The sequence below is a fragment of the Aeromonas sp. V90_14 genome (assembly GCF_029967615.1).
Classification (GTDB): domain Bacteria; phylum Pseudomonadota; class Gammaproteobacteria; order Enterobacterales; family Aeromonadaceae; genus Aeromonas; species Aeromonas hydrophila.
On the sequence record NZ_JASCAS010000044.1, the window covers coordinates 62,696 to 85,088 of the forward strand.

At 63.4% G+C, this 22,393-nt stretch carries 17 protein-coding genes and 1 tRNA gene; 14 read left to right on the plus strand and 4 right to left on the minus strand.

Annotated elements, in window-relative coordinates; all coding sequences use genetic code 11:
• Positions 1-83 precede the first annotated feature (83 nt).
• The 6 genes from QLG02_RS18035 to QLG02_RS18060 all read left to right on the plus strand — a co-directional run bounded on the left by QLG02_RS18035 (position 84) and on the right by QLG02_RS18060 (position 7,614).
• A tRNA-Asn gene (locus QLG02_RS18035) sits at positions 84-159 on the plus strand.
• 775 nt (positions 160-934) lie between these two features.
• Complete coding sequence (locus QLG02_RS18040) at positions 935-2,620, plus strand: aspartate:alanine antiporter (RefSeq protein ID WP_011706282.1); 1,686 nt, start codon at positions 935-937, stop codon at positions 2,618-2,620.
• Positions 2,621-2,834: 214 nt separating this feature from the next.
• The gene (locus tag QLG02_RS18045) at positions 2,835-4,367 is read left to right on the plus strand and encodes a lytic transglycosylase F (RefSeq protein ID WP_269381406.1); all 1,533 of its coding nucleotides are present in this window, start codon (positions 2,835-2,837) and stop codon (positions 4,365-4,367) included.
• Between the two features lie 229 nt (positions 4,368-4,596).
• Positions 4,597-5,562, plus strand: a complete 966-nt coding sequence (locus QLG02_RS18050) for a tripartite tricarboxylate transporter substrate-binding protein (protein ID WP_269381404.1) — start codon at positions 4,597-4,599, stop codon at positions 5,560-5,562.
• Between the two features lie 48 nt (positions 5,563-5,610).
• Positions 5,611-6,072 (plus strand): tripartite tricarboxylate transporter TctB family protein, encoded by a 462-nt coding sequence (locus QLG02_RS18055; protein ID WP_010634132.1) that lies wholly within the window; start codon positions 5,611-5,613, stop codon positions 6,070-6,072.
• 9 nt (positions 6,073-6,081) lie between these two features.
• Positions 6,082-7,614 carry a tripartite tricarboxylate transporter permease gene (locus QLG02_RS18060; RefSeq protein WP_029303156.1) on the plus strand — a complete coding sequence of 511 codons (1,533 nt, stop codon included), beginning with the start codon at positions 6,082-6,084 and terminating at the stop codon, positions 7,612-7,614.
• A 79-nt stretch (positions 7,615-7,693) separates the two neighbouring features.
• On the opposite strand, the gene QLG02_RS18065 is transcribed toward QLG02_RS18060, so the two are convergent.
• From QLG02_RS18065 to QLG02_RS18080, 4 genes are all read right to left on the minus strand, one after another.
• On the minus strand, positions 7,694-8,359 hold the full coding sequence (locus QLG02_RS18065) for a response regulator (RefSeq protein ID WP_282465795.1): 666 nt from the start codon (positions 8,357-8,359) through the stop codon (positions 7,694-7,696).
• Positions 8,360-9,943 carry a sensor histidine kinase gene (locus QLG02_RS18070; protein ID WP_282465796.1) on the minus strand — a complete coding sequence of 528 codons (1,584 nt, stop codon included), beginning with the start codon at positions 9,941-9,943 and terminating at the stop codon, positions 8,360-8,362. It abuts the gene before it with no gap.
• Positions 9,940-11,151: an ROK family transcriptional regulator gene (locus QLG02_RS18075; RefSeq protein ID WP_024944477.1), complete on the minus strand. Its 1,212-nt coding sequence runs from the start codon at positions 11,149-11,151 to the stop codon at positions 9,940-9,942. Before QLG02_RS18075 ends, QLG02_RS18070 begins: the two co-directional genes overlap by 4 nt.
• Positions 11,152-11,282: 131 nt before the next feature.
• Complete coding sequence (locus QLG02_RS18080; RefSeq protein ID WP_282465797.1) at positions 11,283-12,950, minus strand: methyl-accepting chemotaxis protein; 1,668 nt, start codon at positions 12,948-12,950, stop codon at positions 11,283-11,285.
• Between the two features lie 131 nt (positions 12,951-13,081).
• Here QLG02_RS18080 and QLG02_RS18085 point away from each other — a divergent pair, with 131 nt between their 5' ends.
• From QLG02_RS18085 to nrfD, 8 genes are all read left to right on the plus strand, one after another.
• Complete coding sequence (locus tag QLG02_RS18085) at positions 13,082-13,537, plus strand: YchJ family protein (protein ID WP_282465798.1); 456 nt, start codon at positions 13,082-13,084, stop codon at positions 13,535-13,537.
• A gap of 193 nt (positions 13,538-13,730) precedes the next feature.
• On the plus strand, positions 13,731-15,410 hold the full coding sequence (glpA, locus tag QLG02_RS18090) for an anaerobic glycerol-3-phosphate dehydrogenase subunit A (RefSeq protein ID WP_282465799.1): 1,680 nt from the start codon (positions 13,731-13,733) through the stop codon (positions 15,408-15,410).
• Positions 15,400-16,680 carry a glycerol-3-phosphate dehydrogenase subunit GlpB gene (glpB, locus tag QLG02_RS18095; protein ID WP_282465800.1) on the plus strand — a complete coding sequence of 427 codons (1,281 nt, stop codon included), beginning with the start codon at positions 15,400-15,402 and terminating at the stop codon, positions 16,678-16,680. Before glpA ends, glpB begins: the two co-directional genes overlap by 11 nt.
• Before the next feature lie 51 nt (positions 16,681-16,731).
• Positions 16,732-17,934: an anaerobic glycerol-3-phosphate dehydrogenase subunit GlpC gene (gene glpC, locus QLG02_RS18100; protein ID WP_282465801.1), complete on the plus strand. Its 1,203-nt coding sequence runs from the start codon at positions 16,732-16,734 to the stop codon at positions 17,932-17,934.
• A gap of 599 nt (positions 17,935-18,533) precedes the next feature.
• Positions 18,534-19,979 carry an ammonia-forming nitrite reductase cytochrome c552 subunit gene (gene nrfA / locus QLG02_RS18105; RefSeq protein ID WP_282465802.1) on the plus strand — a complete coding sequence of 482 codons (1,446 nt, stop codon included), beginning with the start codon at positions 18,534-18,536 and terminating at the stop codon, positions 19,977-19,979.
• A gap of 51 nt (positions 19,980-20,030) precedes the next feature.
• Positions 20,031-20,645 carry a cytochrome c nitrite reductase pentaheme subunit gene (gene nrfB, locus QLG02_RS18110; RefSeq protein WP_139707263.1) on the plus strand — a complete coding sequence of 205 codons (615 nt, stop codon included), beginning with the start codon at positions 20,031-20,033 and terminating at the stop codon, positions 20,643-20,645.
• Positions 20,642-21,334: a cytochrome c nitrite reductase Fe-S protein gene (gene nrfC, locus QLG02_RS18115; protein ID WP_282465803.1), complete on the plus strand. Its 693-nt coding sequence runs from the start codon at positions 20,642-20,644 to the stop codon at positions 21,332-21,334. The genes nrfB and nrfC overlap by 4 nt, the downstream gene beginning before the upstream one ends.
• 87 nt (positions 21,335-21,421) lie before the next feature.
• Positions 21,422-22,375, plus strand: a complete 954-nt coding sequence (gene nrfD / locus QLG02_RS18120; RefSeq protein WP_282465804.1) for a cytochrome c nitrite reductase subunit NrfD — start codon at positions 21,422-21,424, stop codon at positions 22,373-22,375.
• The last annotated feature ends 18 nt before the right edge of the window (positions 22,376-22,393 follow it).

A 22,393-nucleotide genomic window follows, 5' to 3' on the forward strand; every position in this document is an offset into this window, starting at 1 on the left:
GGACTGGGTATCCACTCTGCCGGAAGAAGCGGCTATTGACCTCGAAATACGACCTCTGTATGATGCTCCTCCTTGCCTGATGTTCCCCCGTAGTTCAGTCGGTAGAACGGCGGACTGTTAATCCGTATGTCACTGGTTCAAGTCCAGTCGGGGGAGCCAATCTCCTCACCATCTCGGTGCAAGTTATCCACTTTAGTGCTTTCCTCTGCCAATTTTAATGCACAAGCCGCATCCCGCGGTGACGCCTCCCTTTTGATTCCGCATCCGCCCCGGCAGCGTTTTGTTCTGCCGCGTCTAACTATTTGATTTTTATAGAAACAATTTATCTCAGGTATTTTTTGAACAGTCCTTGCAGCCCAGTATTGGCGCGGGATACAGCCTGATCACCAAGTTTCATGAACAGGGTTATCCACAGATTCTGTGGGTAAGTAGAGCAAAGCCAATGACGGCCTAGGCTGGCAGGCCATTGCCAGCGACGGGCGATGTTTTTCCCTGCCGACCTGATTTTCTGCTGTTTTTGAGCGCCCCCCTGAATGGGTTGCCATCGCCGCCGACAGATGCCTTTTGCAGATATCTTTTCGCCATCCCGCACAACATGGGTCACTCCCTCTCGACACCCACCTATCAGCTCCCGGACTCATGCCTACCCCTTCAGTCAGATGTGCTGAAAAACCAGGAAAGCGCCCAGCCAAACAGCAGAGAATAAATTTTCAAGCAGAGCGGAAAGACGAGGATCACAGATAGCAGGAATCACTAATTGACAGCGGGGCTGGCAGAGGGAAATAGAGGTCATCACCAGACCCGCCCCGCAGTTTCCCTCACACAGGCGGGTCGCGTGGCGGGTTAGTGCCGATTAATCCTCCTTTGACGCTTCTTTATTGGTGAGGGATCCGGCACAATATCGGCCCCACTTTTTTCCTCGGTTTTTCCGGGCATGACCATAGATTTTGTGACACTGCTACATCAAAGCGACTCCCTGCTGCTGTTCGTGGTACTGGCCTTCGGCCTGCTGCTCGGCAAAGTCAGGTTCGGCAACTTCCAGATCGGCAACACCATAGGCGTGCTGTTTACCGCCCTGCTGTTCGGCCAGATGGGCTTCGAATTCACCGCCACCACGGAGAACGTCGGCTTCATGCTGTTCATCTTCTGCGTGGGGATAGAAGCGGGGCCGCACTTCTTCAGCGTCTTCCTGCGTGACGGCATCCACTACATCACCCTCACCCTGGTGATCCTGCTGACCGCCCTCTTCCTCACCGTGGGGCTGGCCAAGTTCTTCAATCTGGGGCCGGGCATGGCGGCCGGCATCCTGGCCGGCTCGCTCACCTCGACCCCGGCGCTGGTGGGCGCGCAGGATGCCCTGCGCAGCGGCCTGCTCAACCTGCCCCATCAGACCGACATGCAGTCGGTGCTCGACAACATGGGCATCGGCTATGCACTGACCTATCTGGTGGGGCTGGTCGGCCTGATGCTGGTGGTACGCTACCTGCCTTCACTGGCACGGCTCGACCTCAACACCGAGGCGCAAAAGATCGCCCGCGAGCGCGGCCTCTCCGACAACGAGAGCCGCAAGACCTACCTGCCCATCATCCGTGCCTACCGGGTCGGCCCGGAACTGGCGGCCTGGATCGGTGGCCGCACCCTGCGCGAGACCGGCATCTACCCCCACACCGGCTGCTACGTGGAGCGGATCCGCCGCAACGGCATTCTGGCGAGCCCGGATGGCGATGCCGTCATCCAGGAAGGGGACGAGATCGCCCTGGTGGGTTACCCCGAGAGCCACGAGAAGCTCGACGTCAACTACCGCAACGGCAAGGAGGTGTTCGACCGCAACCTGCTTGACCTGCAGATCGTCACCGAAGAGATAGTGGTGAAAAACGATGCGGTGGTGGGTCGCCATCTGGTGGAGCTCAACCTCACCGAGAAGGGCTGCTTCCTCAACCGGGTAGTGCGCTCCCAGATAGAGATGCCCTTTGATCGCAACATCATGCTGCAAAAGGGTGACGTGCTGCAGATCAGCGGCGAGAAACAGCGGGTCAAGCTGCTGGCCAACAAGATCGGCTTCATCAGCATCCACAGCCAGACCACGGATCTGGTGGCCTTCACCACCTTCTTCGTGCTGGGACTGCTGATAGGCTCCGTCTCCCTGGTGTTCGGCCAGCTGGAGTTTGGGCTGGGCAACGCCGTCGGCCTGCTGCTGGCGGGGATCCTGATGGGTTACCTGCGCGCCAACCACCCCACGGTCGGCTACGTGCCGCCGGGCGCCCTGCGTCTGGCCAAGGATCTCGGTCTGGCGGTGTTCATGGTGAGCACCGGCCTCAAAGCCGGCGGCGGCATTCTGGATCACCTGAGCCAGGTCGGTGCCGTGGTGCTCTTCTCCGGCATGCTGGTGACCACCCTGCCGGTGCTGGTGGGCTACCTGTTCGGGGTCTGGGTGCTGAAGATGAACCCGGCCCTGCTGCTCGGCGCCATCACGGGGGCCCGCACCTGCGCCCCGGCCATGGACGTGGTGAACGAGGCGGCCAACAGCTCCATCCCGGCGCTCGGCTATGCCGGCACCTATGCGGTGGCCAACGTCATGCTGACTCTGGCGGGCTCCTTCATCATCGGCTTCTGGTTCTAGCACCGACGATCTAGCACCAAGCCAACCAACTCAAGGGGAGCCGCTATGGCTCCCCTTTTCGTTCATTCCTCTCTCCTTTTCGCCCAAACACCCACCGGCTCGCCCCCGCAGGATAGGGCCTATCGTGCTATGCGCCCCTCACCGACCAAACCCATTGAGCTAAAGCGCCCGCCCCATGCCGCTTAAACTCAATGAAACACACGAGGGCATCGTCATGATACGGTTATGGATCCTTCTGGGCTGGCTGCTGTGCGGCCCGCTGCAGGCCGCCACGCCAGCGCAAACCTCCCCCGCAGAGGAAGCCGACTCCGAACCGGCCGCCCTGGCTTTTAGCAGCGACCAGCTCGCCCAGCCCCTGCTTGGCGATCTCGATGCCATGCTGGCACGGCGCACCATCCGGGTGCTCACCACCTACAACAAGACCGGCTATTTCATCTACAAGGGGGTTCAGCGGGGCGTCACCTACGACGCCTTCATCGAAGTGGAGAAGCGGCTCAACGAGCAGTTGCGCAAGCAAAAGAGCCTCAAGCGCCATCTCAAGCTGCATCTGGTCTTTATCCCGGTAGCGCGCGAGGCCCTGCTGGAAGCCCTCATCGCAGGCAAGGGCGACATCGCCGCCGCCAACCTCACCATCACCGAGCGGCGCAAACTGCAGGGGGTGCTCTTTACCAACCCTCTGCTGGAAAACGTGCGGGAGCTGCTCATCTCGGGGCCAGCCTCCCCCAAGGTGGAGAGCGCCGCCGATCTGGCCGGCCAACGGGTCTATGTACGCCCCTCCTCCAGCTACTTCGAGAGCCTCACGGCCTACAACCAGGCGCGCAAGGCGGCGGGAGAGCCGCTTGTCGACATCCAGCCGGCCCCGGAGGCGCTGGAAGATGAAGATCTGGTGGAGATGGTCAATGCCGGCCTGCTGCCCTTCATCGTCATGGACGAACACAAGGCCCGGTTCTGGCAGAAGATCTTCCCCGCCATCCGCATCCATGAACAGCCGGTGTTCCGGCAAGGGGGGGTCATCGCCTGGGCGGTGCGCAAGGAGAGCCCGCAACTGCTGGCCATGCTCAACGAACAGATAGCCGCCCTGCGCGGCAAACACAGCGGTGACGCCATCCTGGCCCGCTATCTCAAGCAGAACAAATTCGTCAAGAGCGCCGCCGCCGACGCCGAGCGCCAGAAGTTTCTGCAGGTGGTGGATCTGTTTCGCGAATATGGCGAGAAATACGAGGTGGACTGGCTGCTGATGGCGGCCCAGGGCTATCAGGAGTCGGCCCTCAATCACAAGGCGCGCAGCCACGTCGGCGCCATCGGCATCATGCAGATCATGCCCGCCACCGGCAAGGGGCTCAAAGTGGGCGACATCCGCCAGCTCGAGCCCAACATCCACGGCGGCGTCAAATACATGCGCTGGATGATCGACCACTACTATGCAGACGAGCCCATGACGGCCCTCGACAAGGCGCTCTTCTCGTTCGCCTCCTACAACGCCGGCCCCGCCAGGGTGGCGCGGCTGCGCATCGAGGCCAAGAAACGGGGGCTGGATCCCAACGTCTGGTTTCACAACGTCGAGTACGTGGCGGCGGAGAAGATAGGGCCGGAGACGGTCACCTACGTGGGCAACATCTACAAGTACTACATCGCCTACAAGCTGGTGATGGAACAGTTGCAGCGCAGGCAGCAGGCGACCGAGACCATCAAGCAGCAGGGCACCGGCGGCGACCAGGTCTCCGCCGCCCCCGCATCACAGGGATAAGCCAGCCCTTCATCCGCGAGGCTCCCGTCAGATGGGGAGCCGCGCGCCTTTTCAGCCGTCACCGCAGTACCATTCTGACGACCTTCAGCCCCGTCATGACCCTGCCTCACCCCGTCGTGACCAGAATGAACACAATGACCACAACAGCCTTAATAGCCATTACGGCCAGATTGTTTGCCGACCAAACACGATTAATTAACCTTCCTGCAACAATCACAAGGAGTACACCATGTTGCAAGGAACCCTCAAACACACGTTGCTCTGCTGCCTGCTGGGCACCAGCCTCGGCGCCCAGGCCAAGATCGACGAAATCCACTTCCTCATTCCGGGCGGCGCCGGCGGTGGCTGGGACAACACCGCCCGTGGCACCGGCGAGGCGCTGACCAAATCCGGCCTCATCACCACCGCCTCCTACCAGAACATCTCGGCCGGTGGCGGCGCCAAGGCCATCGCTCACCTGATCGAAACCTCGGCCCAGTCCGACAAGACCCTGATGGTCAACTCCACCCCCATCATCGTCAAATCCCTCTCCAAGGAGTTGCCGCAATCGTTCCGGGATCTCACCCCGGTGGCCGCCATCATCGCCGACTACCAGGCGCTGGTCGTGCCGCTGGACTCCCCCTATCAGAGCTGGCCCCAGCTGCTGGCCGCCTATCAGGAGAACCCCGCCAAGGTGAAGATTGCCGGCGGCTCCGCCCGTGGCAGCCTGGATCATCTGGTGGCGGCCATGACCTTCAAGAATGCCGGGGCCGATGCCGGCAAGCTGCGCTACGTGGCCTATGACGCCGGCGGCAGCGCCATGGCGGCGGTGCTGGCAGGAGAAACCCAGGTGCTCTCCACCGGCTTTGGCGAGGCGATGGAGGCGGTCAAGTCGGGCCAGATGCGGATCCTCGGCATGACGGCCCCGACGCGGATGCCGGATGCGAGCGAGGTGCCCACCTTCAGCGAGCAGGGCAACCCCACGGTATTTGCCAACTGGCGCGGCTATTTTGCCTCCCCCGCCGTCAGCGCCGACAAGTCGGCCGAATTCGCCGCCCTGCTCAAGCAGATGTATGACAAGCCGGAGTGGGAAACGGTCCGCGCCCGCAACAACTGGACCAATCTCTATCAGGCCGGCCCCGAGTTCACCGCCTTTCTGATCCAGCAGGAGCAGCAGATCGGCGGCCTGATGCGCGAACTCGGCTTCATCAAGTAATCCCACTGTCGGCGGGCCTGGCCCGCCCATCGGAGTCATCCCATGCATCTGCATCTGACCAAGGAGCGACTCGGGGGGCTGCTGTTTTTGCTGCTCTCCCTCGCCTACGGCTATCACGCCACCCAGATCCCCGGCTACCCCGGGGACGAATATGAACCCTTTACCGCCAGCACCCTGCCCTATGCCCTGGCCGGTGCCGGCGCCCTGCTCTCCCTGCTGCTGATCTGCTTTCCGGGCGGCGAGCGGCTGCAGCGGGAGAGCGGCAACTGGCGACTGGTGTTTGCCCTGTTGCTGCTGATGCTGGCCTACGGCCTGGCCCTTGGCTGGCTCGGCTTTCTGGTCGCCACCACCCTGTTTCTGATCGGCGGGATCCGGCTGATGGGCGAGCAGAGCCTCGCCTTCGCCTGCAAGGTGAGCCTGCCGTTCACCCTCATCTTCTGGGCCCTGCTCACCAAGGGGCTCAACGTCTACCTCGAGCCGGGCCGGCTGTTCACCCAGTTGCTGGGATAAGGAGAACCCATGTTAGACGGCATTCTGCAAGGACTGGGCACCGCCATGATGCCCATCAACATCTTCATGGTGATCGTCGGCTGTTTCGTCGGCACCTTCATCGGCATGCTGCCGGGCCTTGGGCCCGTCACCGCCATCGCCCTGATGATCCCCATCACCTACGGGCTGGATCCCGCCTCCGGCATCATCCTGATGGCCGGGGTCTATTACGGCTCCATGTTCGGCGGCTCCACCTCCTCCATCCTGATCAACACCCCGGGCTGCTCCGCCAGCATGATCACCGCCATCGACGGCTATCCGCTGGCCTGCAAGGGGCAGGCGGGCAAGGCGCTGGCCATCGCCGCCTACGCCTCCTTCACCGGCGGCACCCTGTCCGCCATCTTCCTGATGGTGGCGGCGCCGCTGCTGGCCAAGGTCTCCCTCTCGTTCCAGTCGGCGGACTACTTCGCCCTCATGGTGCTGGGGCTCTCGGCGGTGGCGGCCTTTGCCGGCAAGGGCCAGGTGCTCAAGGCACTGATCATGGCGCTGTTCGGCATCATGCTCTCCACCGTCGGCATCGATCGCAGCGTCGGGGTGGACAGATTCACCTTCGGTCTGCCGGACTTGCGCGACGGCTTCTCTTTCCTGCTGCTGGCCATGGCCACCTTCGCCCTGGCGGAGATCCTGATGACGGTGCTGCGCCCGGGCAAGGACACCAGCAAGGAGGAGGCGCGCAAGATCCAGCAGCTCGGCTCCCTCAAACTGAGCAGGGACGAAGTCAAAGAGATAGCGCCCCCCATCGCCCGCTCCTCGGTGATGGGTTTTCTCATCGGCGTGCTGCCGGGGGCCGGCGCCACCATCGCCTCCTTCATGGCCTATGGCGCCGAGCGCAACTTCGCCAGCAAGCGCAGGCAGGAGGAGTTCGGCAAGGGCAGCCTGACCGGTATCGCCGCGCCGGAAGCGGCCAACAACGCCGCATCCAGCGGGGCCTTCGTGCCGCTGCTGACCCTGGGGATCCCGGGCTCCGGCACCACGGCGCTGATGCTGGGGGCCCTCATCGCCTACGGCATCCAGCCGGGCCCGCGCCTGTTCATGGAGCATCCGGATGTGTTCTGGTCGGTGATCATCTCCATGTACCTGGGCAACGTGGTGCTCTTGATCCTCAATCTGCCGCTCATCCCTTATCTGGCCAAGATCCTGCAGGTGCCGCGCCCGGTGCTCATCCCCATGGTGCTACTGTTTTCGCTGATCGGGGTCTATCTGGTCTCCTTCAACACCATGGACATCTATGTGATGGCGCTGGTGGCACTGATCGCCATCGGCCTGCGCCTGCTGGACTTCCCCATGGCGCCCATGCTGCTCGGCTTCATTCTGGGGGGCATGCTGGAGGACAACCTGCGCCGGGCCCTGGTGATCAACGACGGCTCCCTGAGCTTCCTGTGGGAGCGCCCCATCACCCTCGCCTTCACGCTAATCACTCTGGTGATGCTGCTGTTGCCGGTGTGGCAGTGGTGGCAGGCGCGCCGCACACCGGCCGCCACACTGCAATCCGAACCGAGCTGAGTTGACGGATCTCACACTGCAAAAGAGCGCCGACAGGCGCTCTTTTTATTGGCAAGACGAGATGGGGGGGCTATCCCGCTCAGGGCTGGCGATAACGCCGCTCCGGCCGGCCCACGGTGCCGTACTCCAGCTCCGGGCTCGCCAGCTGCTGGCCCACCAGAAACTCCAGATAGCGGCGCGCCGTGGTGCGGCTCACCCCGACCCGGCCGCCAATCTCCTCGGCACTGGCCCCCTGCGACCCCAGCGCCGCCAGCACCCGCTGCAGGGTGAGCCCGTCGATCCCCTTGGGCAGGCCGTCCGCCGCCACCTGCTGCAACGGCGTCCCCAGCAGGGCGTCCACCGCCTGCTGATCGATGTCGGCCAGCGCCGCCAGGGCGGCGCGGCTCTGGCAATATTTATCGAGGGTGTCGCGCAGCCGCTCGAACACCACGGGTTTGAGGATGAAATCCACCACCCCGAGCCGCATCGCCTCCTGCAGGGCGCCGGCCTCTCGCGCCGCGGTGAGCAGTATCACGTCGAGGGAAGCCCCCGCCTGACGCAACTCCCGCAGCAGGGCAAAGCCCTCGCCATCGGGCAGCCAGACGTCCAGCAGCACCAGATCGGGTTTGAGGATCTCTATCTGCTCTCTGGCATCGAACAGGGTGAGTGCCACCCCCAGCACCTCGAAGCCCGCCAGCCGCTGCACGAAGCGGCGGTGGATCTCGGCAATGGCCGGGTCATCCTCGACGATCAGGATCTTGATCACTCACACCTCCTTGGGAATGTAACAGACGACGCAACTCCCCTGCGCCGTGGCTTCGATGGTGATGGTCCCCTGCAGGGCATCCAGGGTCTTGCGCACCAGCGCGAGGCCGATGCCGTGATCCGGCTCCGCCTTGCTGCTGACGCCCCGCTCGAACAGGCGATCAGCCAGTGCAGGATCGATCCCCCCCGCCCCGTCTTCCACCTCCAGGATCAGATCCTGGCCGAGATCACTCAGCGCCACCCGCACCGGCTGGTAGGGGGCACCGTGGCGACGGGTCGCCTCGAAGGCATTGTCGATGAGATTGCCCAGCACTGTCACCAACTGGGAGCCGCTGACGCGAAGGGGAATGTCGTGCAGGCGGGAATCCGGATCCACCTCCAGCACCAGCCCCAGCTCGTGAGCCCTGTGGTATTTGCCGAGCAGCAGGCCGGCCACCTTGGGCTTGGCGATGGCGCTCAGCAGGAAGCTGAGCAGGCTCTGCTCGGTGGCCGCCTCCCGCCCGATGAAGGCAAGCGCCTCGCGGGTGGCCCCGAGCTCGATGAGCCCGGCGATGGTGCCAAGCTGGTTGTGGTGTTCGTGGGTCTGCACCCGCAGCAGATCGCTGTAGGCCTGCACCTGGGAGAGCTGGGCGCTCAGTTCGGCCAGCTCATCCTTGCGCCGAAAGCTCGACACCGCGCCGATCAGCTTGCCGTCTCGCACCAGCGGCAGCCGGTTAACGATGAGGGACTGGCCGTTGAGCACTATCTCCTCGTCAAACTGGGGGCGCGGATCCTGAATAAGGGAGAGCATCCGACTCTCCGGCAGCAGCCGGGTGACGGGCTGGCCGATGGCGGCCCGGGCCGTCTGCTCGTCAAGGCGCAGCAAACGGATGCCATTGGGATTGAGGGAGGTGAGCCGGCCCTGCTCGTCGATGGTGAGGATCCCCTCGCGCACGCTGCGCAGGGTGCAGTCGAGTTCGGCATAGAGGCGGCCGATCTGCTCGGGCTCGAAGCCAAGGATGGCGCGTTTGTAACGGCGGGCCAGCCAGGCGGCGGCCAGGCTGTTGAGCAGCACGATGAGCAGGGTCATGACGAGGCCGAAGCGCAGGAACCCCTGCAGGTCCGCCTCGATATCCCGCACCAGATAACCGACCGACACCACCCCGATGATCTGGCCGAGCTCATCGCGGATGGGGCTCTTGCCACGCACCGAGACCCCGAGGGACCCTTGCGCGCGGGAGATATAGGCCTCCCCCTGCAGCGCCCGCCGCGGATCATCCCCCATCATGGGCTGGCCGATGCGATCCGCATTGGGGTGCACCAGCCGGCGTGCGTCTTTATCGCCGATGACGATGTAGCTGGCGCCGACCTCGGCGCGGATCCGCTCCACCAGCACATTGAGGCGGGCGGTGTCGGCCCGCTTCACCCCGGCCAGCACGCCAGGCTCGCGGGCCACCAACCGTGCCACGTCGAGGGCCTGATCCCCCACCTCGCGGTAGCGCTGCTCGGACACATAGTAGTAACTGGCCCCGCTCAGCAGCACCAGCTGCAGCAGACTGACCAGACAGAGCATGAGGAGGATGCGTCCTTGCAACCCCAGCTTCATGCCTCCTTGTCGCCTCGCAACAAGTCGAGCAGCAGGCTGCCGTCGCGCAGGGCCTTGTGCACCTGCACCGAGGTGGGCTTGGTGGGATCTTCGTAGAAGTGGGTGGATTCAATCTGCAGCCGCACCAGGTATTCGGCCGGCAGCTGGCTTGCCAGCGACTGGTGCAACATGGGGAACAGCAGCCGATCGGCGCGGGTGATTTCCCCCCCCAGCAGCAGCTTGCCCGGATTGAGCAGGCAGATGAGGTTGGAGAGCACCCGGGAGAGCCGCCCCGCCGCCTGATGGAGGATGTCCTGACAGAGGCTGTTGCCCGCCAGCGCCAGCTCGCACAACTCGCGGATGGTGACGCTCTCGGGCAGATCGTACTCCTGCATCCGCTCGCGCAGATCACGGTACTGGGCTTCGAGCGCCTGATTGGTCACCAGCGTGCAGGCACAGCCAAAGCCGCCGCAGTAGCAGCGCTGACCGTAGGGTTCGAGCTGCAAGTGGCTGAGATCGCCGAGCAGGGCCGACTCGCTCTCGATGAGCTGGCCGTTGACCACCATGCCGACCCCGATGTCATTGTGCACGAACACCAGCACCGCATCGGCGCAGTTCTTGGCGGCGCCCCACTCACGCTCGGCCTGTATCCAGGTGCGCACGTCGCCACTCACCAGCACCGGCACCGCGAACGCCTCCTGCAGGGTGGGGCCGAGCGGCCAGTTACGCAGATCGTAGAAGGGGAAGTGTTTGACCATGCCGGAGTGGCGCTCCACCTGGCCCGGCAGACAGAGGGCGATGCAGGCGAGGCGCAGCGCCTTCTTGGGCAAGAAGCCCTCGATGGCCCGCACCAGGCTGGCCAGCAGGTCGGCGCGCTCCCCTTCGCTGAAGACATGGCGATGACGGGCAAGCGAGCGGCCGGCCAGATCGAACAGCGCCATGTCCACATAGCCGCGGCCAAGGCGCATGGAGAGAAACTGGAAGCGGCGCTCGTTGATGCGCAGCAGGGTCTGGCGGCGACCACGCCCCACCGAGCTCTCGCCACAGGTGACCACCAGACCGCCGTCGAGCAGCTCGCGGGTGATCTTGGTGATGCTGGCAGGCGAGAGGCCGGTCAGACGGGAGAGATCGGTACGGGACAGCTCCTTGTGCTCCTCCAGGCTGGCATAGACCAGGCCATAGTTGAGCTGACGGATCAAATCGATACTGCCTTTCACGATCTCATTCATAGGGTATGGGGCAAGGGCTGACACAGAGGGGGGCAATTTTCACATATTATTGGTCAATCCCCAAATAAAGTGCGGCCTGAACCGGGGTTCAGGCCGCATCTTGTGAGGAACATCCCCCTCTTGTCACCCCATCAGTAGCGGAACTGGGAGACCAGCTTGCGCAGTTTGTCGCCGGTGCTGGCGAGATCGCGGGTGGTGCTGTTGGACTCGACCGCCGCGTCGGTCAGCTCGCTGACGATCTGCTGAATGGCCACCAAGTTCTTGTTGATCTCCTCGGAGACCGCGTGCTGCTCCTCGGCGGCGGTGGCTATCTGGATGTTCATGTCGTTGATGGTGCTGACCGCCATCACCATGCTGTCGAGGGAGGTGGCGATGTGGCTCGCCTCCTGCACCGTCTCCTGGCTGCGCTCTTCGCTTGCCTGCATCACGTCCACCGCCTGCTTCACCCCGCCCTGCAGGCGCTGCAGCATCTCGTTGATCTCCTTGGTGCTCTGCTGGGTGCGACCGGCGAGCGAACGGACTTCGTCCGCCACCACCGCAAAGCCGCGCCCCTGCTCGCCGGCCCGGGCCGCCTCGATGGCGGCGTTGAGCGCCAGCAGGTTGGTCTGCTCGGCAATGCCGCGAATGACCTCCACCACGGATCCTATCTTGGCGGTCTCCTGCGCCAGCTGCTCGATGACACCGGAGGCGGTGTGCACCTCGCCCACCAGCCGGTTGATGCTGTTGATGGCGGTACCCACCACGCCGCGAGCGGCATCGGACTCGCGCGCCGCGTCGCTGGTGGCGGTGGCCGCGTTGGAGGCGCTGGCCGCCACTTCCTGGGCGGTGGAGCTCATCTCGGTCACCGCGGTTACCACCTGGTCGGTCTCCCGGCTGTGGCCGTGCATCTGATGGTCATAGTGCTCGCTCAGGTGGTGCAGCTTCTCCACCGCGCTGAACAGGTGATTGCTGGTCTCCCCCACCTGGCTCACCACCGACTGGATCCGCGTCACGAAGCGGTTGAAGGCGGTGGCCAGCTGACCAATCTCGTCATGGCTCTGCACCTTGAGGCGCTGGGTCAGATCCCCCTCCCCGTCGGCGATGTCGTTGAGGGCCGAGACCGCATCCGCCAGCGGCCGGGTAACCCGGTTGCCGATCACCACGGTGGCGGCCAGGGTCACCCCCAGGATCACCAGGATCAGCAGCACGCTGCTCTGCAGCGAGTCGCGCATGTTGCTCTCGCGCTCGGTGCGCAGCACCGCCAGCTCGTTGTCGATGTCGTCGATATAGAAGCCGGTGCCGATGACCCACTGATATTTGTCGAGCACCAGGTTGAAGGAGAGCTTGGGCGCATCCCGGCCGATGGAGGGCTTGGCGGTCGAGTATTCGGAGAAGCCATCCCCCTGGCGCGCCGCCTTGACGATCTCCTGGATCAGCAGCTTGCCCTTGGCATCCTTGTCCTGCCAGCGGTTCTTGCCTTCCATCTCGGGGCGGGTGGGCAGCAGTATGGTGTTGCCCTGGAAGTCGTAGACGAAGAAGTAGCCGTCACTGCTGTAGCGCAGCGGCCGCAGCAGCTCGGTCACCTGCTTGCGCACCGCCGGGCTGTCCGGCTGGTTGTAGACGGCATCGATGGCGGTCTTGGCCAGCATCAGGTAGCTGCTGAGCAACGCCTTGCGATCCTTGATGGCATTCTCTCGCGCCACCACCAGATCGGCTTCCAGGTCACTCTTTGAAATCATGTAGTTGCTGAGATTGACCACCAGGGCCATCAGGAGCACGGGGACGGCTCCCAACAACAGAATTTTCTGCTTTAGCGTCATCTTTCACATCCTTGCAGCTATTTTTATGGGCGTTCCGTTCCTACCAGACCAGTATAGGATGCTGGTCGACGGGGACCCGCTTTCGCTACAATCCCCGCCCTCTATATCTATCGACTCTGATGGCCAGACACATGAACAAATGTCCTTGCGGTTCAACTCTTTCTCTCGAATTGTGCTGTGGATCACTGCATCGGGGCGCCGCCGCCCAGACCCCGGAGCAGCTGATGCGCTCGCGCTACAGCGCCTTCGTGCTGGGATTGGGGGAGTATCTGGTGCACAGCTGGCACCCTGACTATCTAGGGAATCTGACTGCGGAGCAGCTCTCCCAGACCGACACCCAATGGGACGGGCTCGAGATCATCGCCAGCCAGGGCGGCCCCGATAACACCCTCGGCATGGTGGAGTTCAAGGCCTGGTTCATGGAAGGTGAAGCGCGCCACTGCCTGCATGAGCGCTCGCGCTTCGTGCGCCATCAGGGGCGCTGGGTCTACACCGACGGCGAGCAGGATCCGGCGCCGCTGCGGGTGGGACGCAACGACCCCTGCCCCTGCGGCAGCGGCAAGAAGTTCAAGAAGTGCTGCGGCTGAGCGCCGCGACTCGTGTCGACAGAGGGGGCACGGCGGCCCCCTCTGCTGTTGCTGGAGTGTGACAACAATCACGATTTGCTCATTAACCACCCTTAACTTGAGCGTTTGCGAACATTAACTTGGCCCATATCAAACATTTTCGCCCAGAGACAGGCCACACTGGCACCATCTGGAAGAGATGAGACGGGCAAGAATGAAAAGAATAACCACACAAGTCGTCATCATAGGGGGTGGCGCCACCGGAGCCGGCATCATGCGCGATTGCGCACTGCGCGGCATCGACTGCATCCTGCTTGAACGGGACGACATCGCCGCCGGCACCACGGGCCGCAACCACGGCCTGCTCCACTCCGGCGCCCGCTACGCGGTGACGGATCAGGAGTCCGCCCGCGAGTGCATTCAGGAGAACCGCATCCTCAAGCGGATCGCCAGCCACTGCGTCGAGGACACCGGCGGCCTCTTCATTACCCTGCCGGAAGATGACATCAATTTTCAAAATACCTTCATGGACGCCTGCGCCCTGGCGGGCATCGACGCCCGCCAGCTGGATCCCGCCGATGCGCTGCGCCTCGAACCCAACGTCAACCCGGCGCTGATCGGTGCCATCCAGGTGCCGGACGGCACGGTCGATCCCTTCCGCCTGGCCGCCGCCAACGTGCTGGATGCCAAGGAGCACGGCGCCCGCATCTTCACCCACAGCAAGGTGCTGGGGCTTTTGCGCACTCAGGATCGGGTGCACGGGGTCAAGGCCATCAACACCCGCACCGGTGAAGCGTTCGAGGTGGAGTGCCAGGAGGTGATCAACGCCGCCGGCATCTGGGGCCAGCAGATCTGCGAGTACGCCGATCTCGGCATCCGCATGTTCCCGGCCAAGGGCTCCCTGCTCATCATGGATTACCGCATCAACCAGCTGGTGCTCAACCGCGCCCGCAAACCGGCGGACGCGGACATCCTGGTGCCGGGCGATACCATCTCCCTCATCGGCACCACGTCGAGTCGCATCGATTACCACAAGATTGACCAGCTCACCGTCGAGCCTGAAGAGGTGGAGGTGCTGCTGCGCGAGGGGATCAAGCTCGCCCCCATCATGGCCCGCACCCGTCTGCTGCGCGCCTACGCTGGCGTTCGCCCGCTGGTGGCGGTGGATGGCGACGAGTCCGGCCGCAACATCAGCCGCGGCATAGTGCTGCTGGATCACGCCGAGCGCGATGGGCTCAAGGGCTTCAACACCATCACCGGCGGCAAATTGATGACCTACCGGCTGATGGCCGAATGGGCTACCGATCTGCTGGCCAAGAAGCTGGGCAACAGCAAACCCTGCCGCACCGCCGAACTGAGCCTGCCCGGCTCACGGGATCCGGAGAAGGTCTCCGCCCCCGGCCTCTCGGTGCCAGCCGAAGGCTCGGCCCAGTACCGCCACGGCGAGCGGGTCATCGCCTTCTTCCGCGACAATCCCAAGGCCAACGCCCTCATCTGCGAGTGCGAGATGGTCACTGCGGGCGAGATTGAATACGCCCTGCGCGAGCTGGATGTGGACAACCTGGTGGATCTGCGCCGCCGCACCCGCCTGGGCATGGGCCCCTGTCAGGGGGAGCTGTGCGCCTATCGCGCCGCCGGCCTGATGCAGGAGTACGGCAAGGCCGACGGCCGTCAGGCGTGCGTCATGCTGCGCCAGTTCCTGGAAGAGCGCTACAAGGGCGCCCGGCCGGTGCTATGGGGCGATGCCCTGCGCGAAGCCGAATTTACCTACTGGATCTACGAGGGGCTGTTCGGCCTTGGCGAGTGGACGGCCCCCCACCTGGTGGCCGAGCCGCCCTTCCCGCTCGATGCCAGCACCGCAAATCCCACCAAGGAGCGCAGCCATGAAATTTGACAGCATCGTTATCGGCGGCGGCCTGGCGGGCCTCTCGGCGGCCCTGCGCCTGGCCGAGGCCGGCCAGAAGACCCTGCTGATGGCCTCCGGCCAGAGCGCCCTGCACTTCTCCTCCGGCTCGGTCGATCTGCTGGAGAGCGAGGGGGATCCCCGCGCCGCCCTGCCCGCCTTCATGGCCGCCAACCCCGAGCATCCCTACAACAAGGTGGGGCTGACCCATATCGCGGCGAGCCTCGATGATTTGCAGCGCCACTGCGCCGCGCAGGGATTGCCGCTGTTTCGCCAGGAGCGCAACCACAAGCGACTGACCCCCATCGGCACCCTCAAAGCCACCTGGCTCTCCCCCGACACCTGCGCCTGCGTGACCGATGCGCCGGCCCCCGACGCCATCCTGCTGGCCACTCTGGAGGGATTTCGAGACTTTCACCCCGAGCTCGCGGCCGCCAACCTGGCGACCCACACGCGCTTCGCCCACTGCCGCATCCTGACCGGGGAGCTCCACCTGCCCCAGCTGGCCGAGTTCAGCCGTAATCCCCACGAGTTTCGCTCCGCCGACATCGCCCGCCTGTTCGACAAGCAGGGCAATGGCCAGCGTGACCTGCTGACGGATCTGGCCCGCGAGATCAGCCGCCTGGTACAAGAGAGCGGCGAGCCGCGCTGCCACCACCTGGTGTTGCCCGCCTGCCTGTCACTCGGGCTGGTCGGCCCGCGCCTGGCGGAGCTGGAGCAGCGCACCGGCTGCATCATCAAGGAGGTGGCCACCATGCCGCCGTCACTGATCGGCATGCGGATGCAGGAGGCGCTCAAGCGCCGCTTCATGGCCCTTGGCGGCACCTTCCTCACCAGCGAGCGGGTACTGGGCGCCCGTTACGAGGGCGATCGGGTGATTGGCGTGCACAGCCAGAATGGCGACGATCAGCTGTTCGAGGCGGACCACTTCGTGCTCGCCTCCGGCAGCTTCTTCAGCCGCGGGCTGGAGTCGCGTCTGCGCGGCATTCGCGAGCCCATCTTCAACGCCGATGTGCTGAGCCTGCCCGAGCGGGACGCCTGGGCCGGCCGTCGCCTGTTCGACCACCACCCCTTCATGGGCTTCGGGGTCAAGACCGACGACAAGCTCAGAGTGCTGCGTGGCGGCAAGCCGCTCACCAACCTCTACGGCGCCGGCAGCGTGCTGGCGCACTATGACCCCATCAAGGAAGGGTCAGGGTCAGGTGTCGCGGTTGCCACCGGCTGGCAGGCTGCCGGTCATATTTTGAGTTCAGCCCAATGATGATTTTGTCCCACATCCCGTGCCTTCACACCCAACGGGAGGAGAACTGACATGCTACTGGATCATGCCAACCAAACTTTCGATCAGTGCATCAAATGCACCGTCTGTACCGCTTACTGCCCGGTGGCCAAGGCCAACCCGGCCTACCCCGGCCCCAAGCAGGCGGGCCCGGATGGCGAGCGGCTGCGCATCAAGAGCCCGGAGCTCTTTGACAGCGCCCTCAAGTACTGCACCAACTGCAAGCGCTGCGAAGTGGCCTGCCCGAGCGGGGTGCGCATCGGCGACATCATCGCCAAGGCCAAGCACCAGTACAGCGGCTTCAAGCCGGGGATCCGCGAGTTTGTGCTCTCCCACACCGATCTGATGGGCAGCATGTCCACCCTGATGGCCCCGGTGGTCAACTTCACCACCGGCCTCAAGCCGATGAAACTGGTGCTGGACAAGGCGCTGGGGGTCTCCTCCCACCGCGACCTGCCCAAATACTCCCAGGGTACCTTCCGCGGCTGGTACAAGAAGCAGAAAGCGAGTCAGGCCCGCTTCGAGCGCCAGATCGCCTACTTCCACGGCTGCTACGTCAACTACAACCACCCGCAACTTGGCAAGGAGCTGGTGCAGGTGCTCAACACCATGAACATCGGTGTCCAGCTGCTGGAGCGGGAGAAGTGCTGCGGCGTGCCGCTGATTGCCAACGGCTTCATGGACAAGGCCAAGCAGCAGGCGGCCTTCAACATCAAGCAGCTGGAGAACACTCTGCTCGGCAACGAGATGCCGCTGTTGGCCACCTCCTCCACCTGCGGCTTCACCCTGCGCGACGAATATCCCCACCTGCTGGAGCAGGACAACCACAAGGTGCGCGATCGCATCTCGCTGGTGACCCGCTTCCTGTGGAACGAGTTCTACAAGGGCAACAAGCCGGCGATGAAGCCGCTCAATCTGCACATCGCCTACCACACCCCCTGCCACATGGAGAAGATGGGCGGCGTCATCTATACCCTCGAGCTGCTGCGCGCCATCCCTGGCGTCAAGGTGACCGTGCTGGACTCCCAGTGCTGCGGCATCGCCGGCACCTACGGCTTCAAGTCGGAGAACTACCAGACCAGCCAGGCTATCGGCGAAGGGCTGTTTGGTCAGATAAACCGGCTCAAGCCCGATCTGGTCATCACCGACTGCGAGACCTGCAAATGGCAGATCGAGATGAGCACGCCGTTCCCTTGTGAACACCCCATCCATCTGCTGGCCCGGGCCCTGGCCTGATCCCCTTGAAACACCCGACCAGATGGCCTGCTCGGCACAGGGGCCGATAAGCAAGCACCAGATAGAAAAAGAGCCGGCAATTGCCGGCTCTTTTTACTGGATCATCGTTCGAATAGGCCATGGTATCCATGGACAGCCCCCTGATTGAATCCGCCAATAAGGGGATCATCATGGCTCCCTTCCCTGAATTCAATAATGCATATCTATTCAAAATAAATTTTCTACCCCTAAATAAATACGGCTCGCGCCATTTGACGCACATTCCCTTGCGGGACGCGGGCTGGCGGGCCATGGCCGCCAGGGTACGTGGTGCACCGCATTAACAATGATGCAATAAGTTGAGTTTCCTCATAATTTAACCGGGATCTCATTTCCGCTTGTTGCCTGCTCCGACAATTGATCTAGCGCAACCCCGCTCCCGATAAATCATCATTCGTTTTACCCATTTGGTAATATCCAGCTTGAGCAATCGCATAAATACATGGGTTTTATTCACTAATAACAATTAATCGGCCTGCCTGCTCCTGCCTAGTGCGGGGGCTGATGCCCACATCCAGGATGGAACGGTCAGGCTTGGCAATGAGATCGATTTGGGAGTGATGATCGTGAGTTCACACAACAGACAGACCAGGCTGGGCCTCGCCGCCCTGCTGCTTACCACCTGCCTTGGCACCAGCGGCTGGGCACAGGCGGCCGACGAGGCACAACCCAAGGACAAGATCGAGGCGCGCAGCGAGCTGTTCGCCAAGGATCACGCCGATCAGTTCACCAGCTGGAAAGGCACCAGCGAGAGCAAGGAGCGCACCGACGCCCTGGCGGAAGATCCGCAGATGGTGGTGCTCTGGGCCGGCTACCCCTTCTCCAAGGATTACAACAAGCCGCGCGGTCACTTCTATGCGCTGACCGACGTGCGGGAAACCCTGCGTACCGGCGCCCCCAAGACCGCCGAAGACGGTCCGCTGCCCATGGCCTGCTGGAGCTGCAAAGGCCCGGACGTGGCCCGCGTCATCGACGAGAAGGGTGAGGATGGCTACTTCAAGGGCATGTGGGCAAAAGGCGGCCCCGAGATCGTCAACACCATCGGCTGCGCCGACTGCCACGACACCGCCTCGAAAGAGTTCAAGGAGGGCAAACCCGCCCTGCACCTCTCCCGTCCCTATGCCGACCGGGCCATGACCGCCATCGGCAAGCCGTTCAAGGAGCAGGGGCGCTTCGATCAGCAGTCCCAGGTGTGCGGCCAGTGCCACGTAGAGTACTACTTCAGCGGCCCCACCAAGGCGGTGAAATTCCCCTGGGACAAGGGCACCACAGTGGAGCAGATGGAGCAGTATTACGATGAAATAGGCTTTGCCGACTGGACCCATGCCCTCTCCAAGACCCCCATGCTCAAAGCCCAGCACCCCGAGTACGAGACCTGGCGCGCCGGCATTCACGGCCAGAACAACGTCGCCTGCGTCGACTGCCACATGCCCAAGGTGCAGAACGAGCAGGGCAAGGTCTACACCGATCACAAGATAGGCAACCCCTTCGATCGCTTCGACCAGACCTGCCGCAACTGCCACACCCAGAGCAAAGAGATGCTGCAAGGGGTGGTCAAGCAGCGCAAGGATGCCGTCACCGAGATCAAGCTCAAAGTCGAGAAGCAGCTGGTGCACGCCCACTTTGAAGCCAAGGCCGCCTGGGATGCCGGCGCCACCGAGGCCGAAATGAAGGACATTCTGCAGGACATCCGTCACGCCCAATGGCGCTGGGACTTCTCCATCGCCTCCCACGGGGTGCAGATGCACGCCCCGGAAGTGGCGCTGCGCATGCTGGGAACCGCCCTGGACAAGGCTGCCGATGCCCGCACCAAGCTGGCACGCCTGCTGGCCGCCAAGGGGATCAGCCACGAGATCGCCATTCCTGACATCTCCAGCAAGGAGAAGGCCCAGGCCGCTCTTGGCATGGACATGAAGCAGATGAACAGCGACAAGGCCCAGTTCCTCAAGACCACAGTCCCCGCCTGGGATGCCGAGGCCAAAGCGGCCGGACGGCTCGCACAATGACGAGGCATGCGGGCCCGCAGTGTCGGGCCCGCAGCCGGATGGAGGCTTCCTATGGGTGATTTAACAATGGATTTCTTACGACTGATGCTGATGGCAGCCATGCTGCTGACCAGCCTGCAGGGCCAGGCCGCCGATGCGGCTGGCGCGCCTGCGGCCCTCCCTGCCACACCTGTCTCTGCTACACATGAGGTGGAGTTTTTGCGCAATCCCGATGCCGCCTGTACCGACTGCCACAAGGAGCAGGCATACGGCATGCACGGCAAGCACGGTCAGGCGACCAACCCCAACAACCTGGCGCCGGTCACCTGCACCAACTGCCATGGTCAGCCCTCCCCCAAACACAGGGAAGGGGTCAAGGATGTGATGCGCTTTAGCGACAGCTTCAAGGACAAGCAGAGTACCGAGAGCTACCCCATCGCCGAGCAGAACGGGGTCTGCATGAGCTGTCACGAACCCAAACCGCTGCGCGAGGCGCTCTGGGCCCACGACGTGCACGCCACCAAGCTCACCTGCACCAGCTGCCACCAGCTGCACCCGGCCAAGGAGCCCATGGTGGCTATTCCGGAGAAGTCCCGCATCAAGCTCTGCGTCGACTGCCACAGCAAGCAGCATGAGGCCGTCAAGGCGGCCAAGGCGAACACCACCTCGGGCAAGGAGGCACAATGAGCTGCTCTCGCCGTCACTTCATGGCGGGGATGAGCGCGGGGGCCCTCATCATGATGACGGGGGCTGCTCGTGCCAACGCCCGCTCCCTTGCCACCACCCTCGCCCACAGCCAGACCATCGACGGGATCCGCTACGGCATGATCCACGACGAGACGGCCTGCATCGGCTGTACCGCCTGCATGGATGCCTGCCGGGAGGTGAATCAGGTGCCAGAGGGGGTCTCGCGCCTCGAGATCATCCGCTCCGGCCCCATCGGCACCTTCCCCGATGCCGAGTACCACTTCTTTCGCAAGTCCTGCCAGCACTGCGACAACGCTCCCTGCGTACACGTCTGCCCGACCGGTGCCTCCCATATCCGCAAGGAAGATGGCATCGTCGACGTCAACCCGGATCTCTGCGTCGGCTGCATGTACTGTCTGGCCGCCTGCCCCTATCAGGTGCGCTTCATCAACCCTGTGACCAAGGTTGCCGATAAGTGCGACTTTTGCCGCAAGACCAACCTGGCGGCGGGTAAGGAGCCGGCATGCGTGGAGTCCTGCCCCACCAAGGCGCTGGTGTTCGGCAATCTGGATGACCCGGACAGCCCTATCGCCAAACGGCTGGTGAAGGAGACCACCTATCGCTACAAGCAGGCACTCGGCACCTCGCCCAAGATGTACCGTGTGCCCAAAGGGGAGATAAAGTCATGACCATGCAAGAGGCATTTCACTTCCCCTCCCTTGTCTGGGGATTTGTCCGATCGCCATCTACCGCAGTAACAGAAGGAGGAATGGATCATGTTGCATGACGCATTTCACTTCTCCTCGCTGGTGTGGGACTGGCCAATCGCCATCTATCTCTTTCTGCTCGGCATCTCCGCCGGGGCCACCACCCTCTCGGTGCTGCTGCGCCGCAAGGGGGCCGGCAGCGAGAGCGGCATCATCAAGGCGACCGCCATTCTGGCACCGGTGAGCGTGGTGCTGGGGTTACTGATCCTCATCTTCCATCTGGCCCGCCCGTGGACCTTCTGGAAGCTGATGTTCCACTACCAGTTCGACTCCGTGATGTCCATGGGGGTCATGCTGTTCCAGGTCTACATGGCGGTGCTGTTCGCCTGGCTGGCGGTGGTGTTTCGGACCGAGATCGAGACCTTGCGCCGTCACCTGCTGCAAGAGAAGTTCGCCTTTGTGGATGGGCTGATCGCCCTGTTGGCACGCTTTGAGCGGCTGTTGGCGCCGCTCTTGCTGCTGCTTGCCGTGCTGTTGGGGGCCTACACCGGCTTTCTGCTGTCAGCGCTCAAGACCTATCCGCTGTTGAACAACCCGGTGCTGCCGGTGCTGTTCCTCATCTCCGGCGTCAGCTCCGGCATCGCCTCCACCATCTTGCTGGCGGTCACCCTGTTCAAGGAGGACCATCACAGCCAGGGGGTGAGCTTTGTCCACCGCTTCGAGCGGCCGGTGCTGGCGGTGGAGGTGTTGCTGCTGGTCTGCTTCTTTACCGGCCTCTACTTCGGTGGCGGCCAGAAGGAGGCTGCCATGTGGGCAGCCATCGGCAGCGGCTTCTGGGCTCAGGTATTCTGGCTCGGGGTGGTAGGCATCGGCATGCTGCTGCCCCAGTTGCTGGCCCTGCTGGCCCCCGCACCGCTGCGGGCCAAAAATGGCTATCTGGTGCTGATCTGCAGCCTGACTCTGGTGGGGATCCTGCTGCTGCGCTACTTCGTGCTCTACGCCGGCCAGATGACGGTAGTTTAAAGGTATGATCACCAGCGC

What these genes read in the sequence shown, in the direction of transcription:
- QLG02_RS18040 (WP_011706282.1), top strand. Translation starts at nt 935, where the DNA reads ATGACCATAGATTTTGTGACACTGCTACATCAAAGCGACTCCCTGCTG.
- QLG02_RS18045 (WP_269381406.1), top strand. Translation starts at nt 2,835, where the DNA reads ATGATACGGTTATGGATCCTTCTGGGCTGGCTGCTGTGCGGCCCGCTG.
- QLG02_RS18050 (WP_269381404.1), top strand. Translation starts at nt 4,597, where the DNA reads ATGTTGCAAGGAACCCTCAAACACACGTTGCTCTGCTGCCTGCTGGGC.
- QLG02_RS18060 (WP_029303156.1), top strand. Translation starts at nt 6,082, where the DNA reads ATGTTAGACGGCATTCTGCAAGGACTGGGCACCGCCATGATGCCCATC.
- QLG02_RS18070 (WP_282465796.1), bottom strand. Translation starts at nt 9,943, where the DNA reads ATGAAGCTGGGGTTGCAAGGACGCATCCTCCTCATGCTCTGTCTGGTC.
- QLG02_RS18075 (WP_024944477.1), bottom strand. Translation starts at nt 11,151, where the DNA reads ATGAATGAGATCGTGAAAGGCAGTATCGATTTGATCCGTCAGCTCAAC.
- QLG02_RS18080 (WP_282465797.1), bottom strand. Translation starts at nt 12,950, where the DNA reads ATGACGCTAAAGCAGAAAATTCTGTTGTTGGGAGCCGTCCCCGTGCTC.
- QLG02_RS18085 (WP_282465798.1), top strand. Translation starts at nt 13,082, where the DNA reads ATGAACAAATGTCCTTGCGGTTCAACTCTTTCTCTCGAATTGTGCTGT.
- glpA (WP_282465799.1), top strand. Translation starts at nt 13,731, where the DNA reads ATGAAAAGAATAACCACACAAGTCGTCATCATAGGGGGTGGCGCCACC.
- glpB (WP_282465800.1), top strand. Translation starts at nt 15,400, where the DNA reads ATGAAATTTGACAGCATCGTTATCGGCGGCGGCCTGGCGGGCCTCTCG.
- glpC (WP_282465801.1), top strand. Translation starts at nt 16,732, where the DNA reads ATGCTACTGGATCATGCCAACCAAACTTTCGATCAGTGCATCAAATGC.
- nrfA (WP_282465802.1), top strand. Translation starts at nt 18,534, where the DNA reads ATGATCGTGAGTTCACACAACAGACAGACCAGGCTGGGCCTCGCCGCC.
- nrfB (WP_139707263.1), top strand. Translation starts at nt 20,031, where the DNA reads ATGGGTGATTTAACAATGGATTTCTTACGACTGATGCTGATGGCAGCC.
- nrfC (WP_282465803.1), top strand. Translation starts at nt 20,642, where the DNA reads ATGAGCTGCTCTCGCCGTCACTTCATGGCGGGGATGAGCGCGGGGGCC.
- nrfD (WP_282465804.1), top strand. Translation starts at nt 21,422, where the DNA reads ATGTTGCATGACGCATTTCACTTCTCCTCGCTGGTGTGGGACTGGCCA.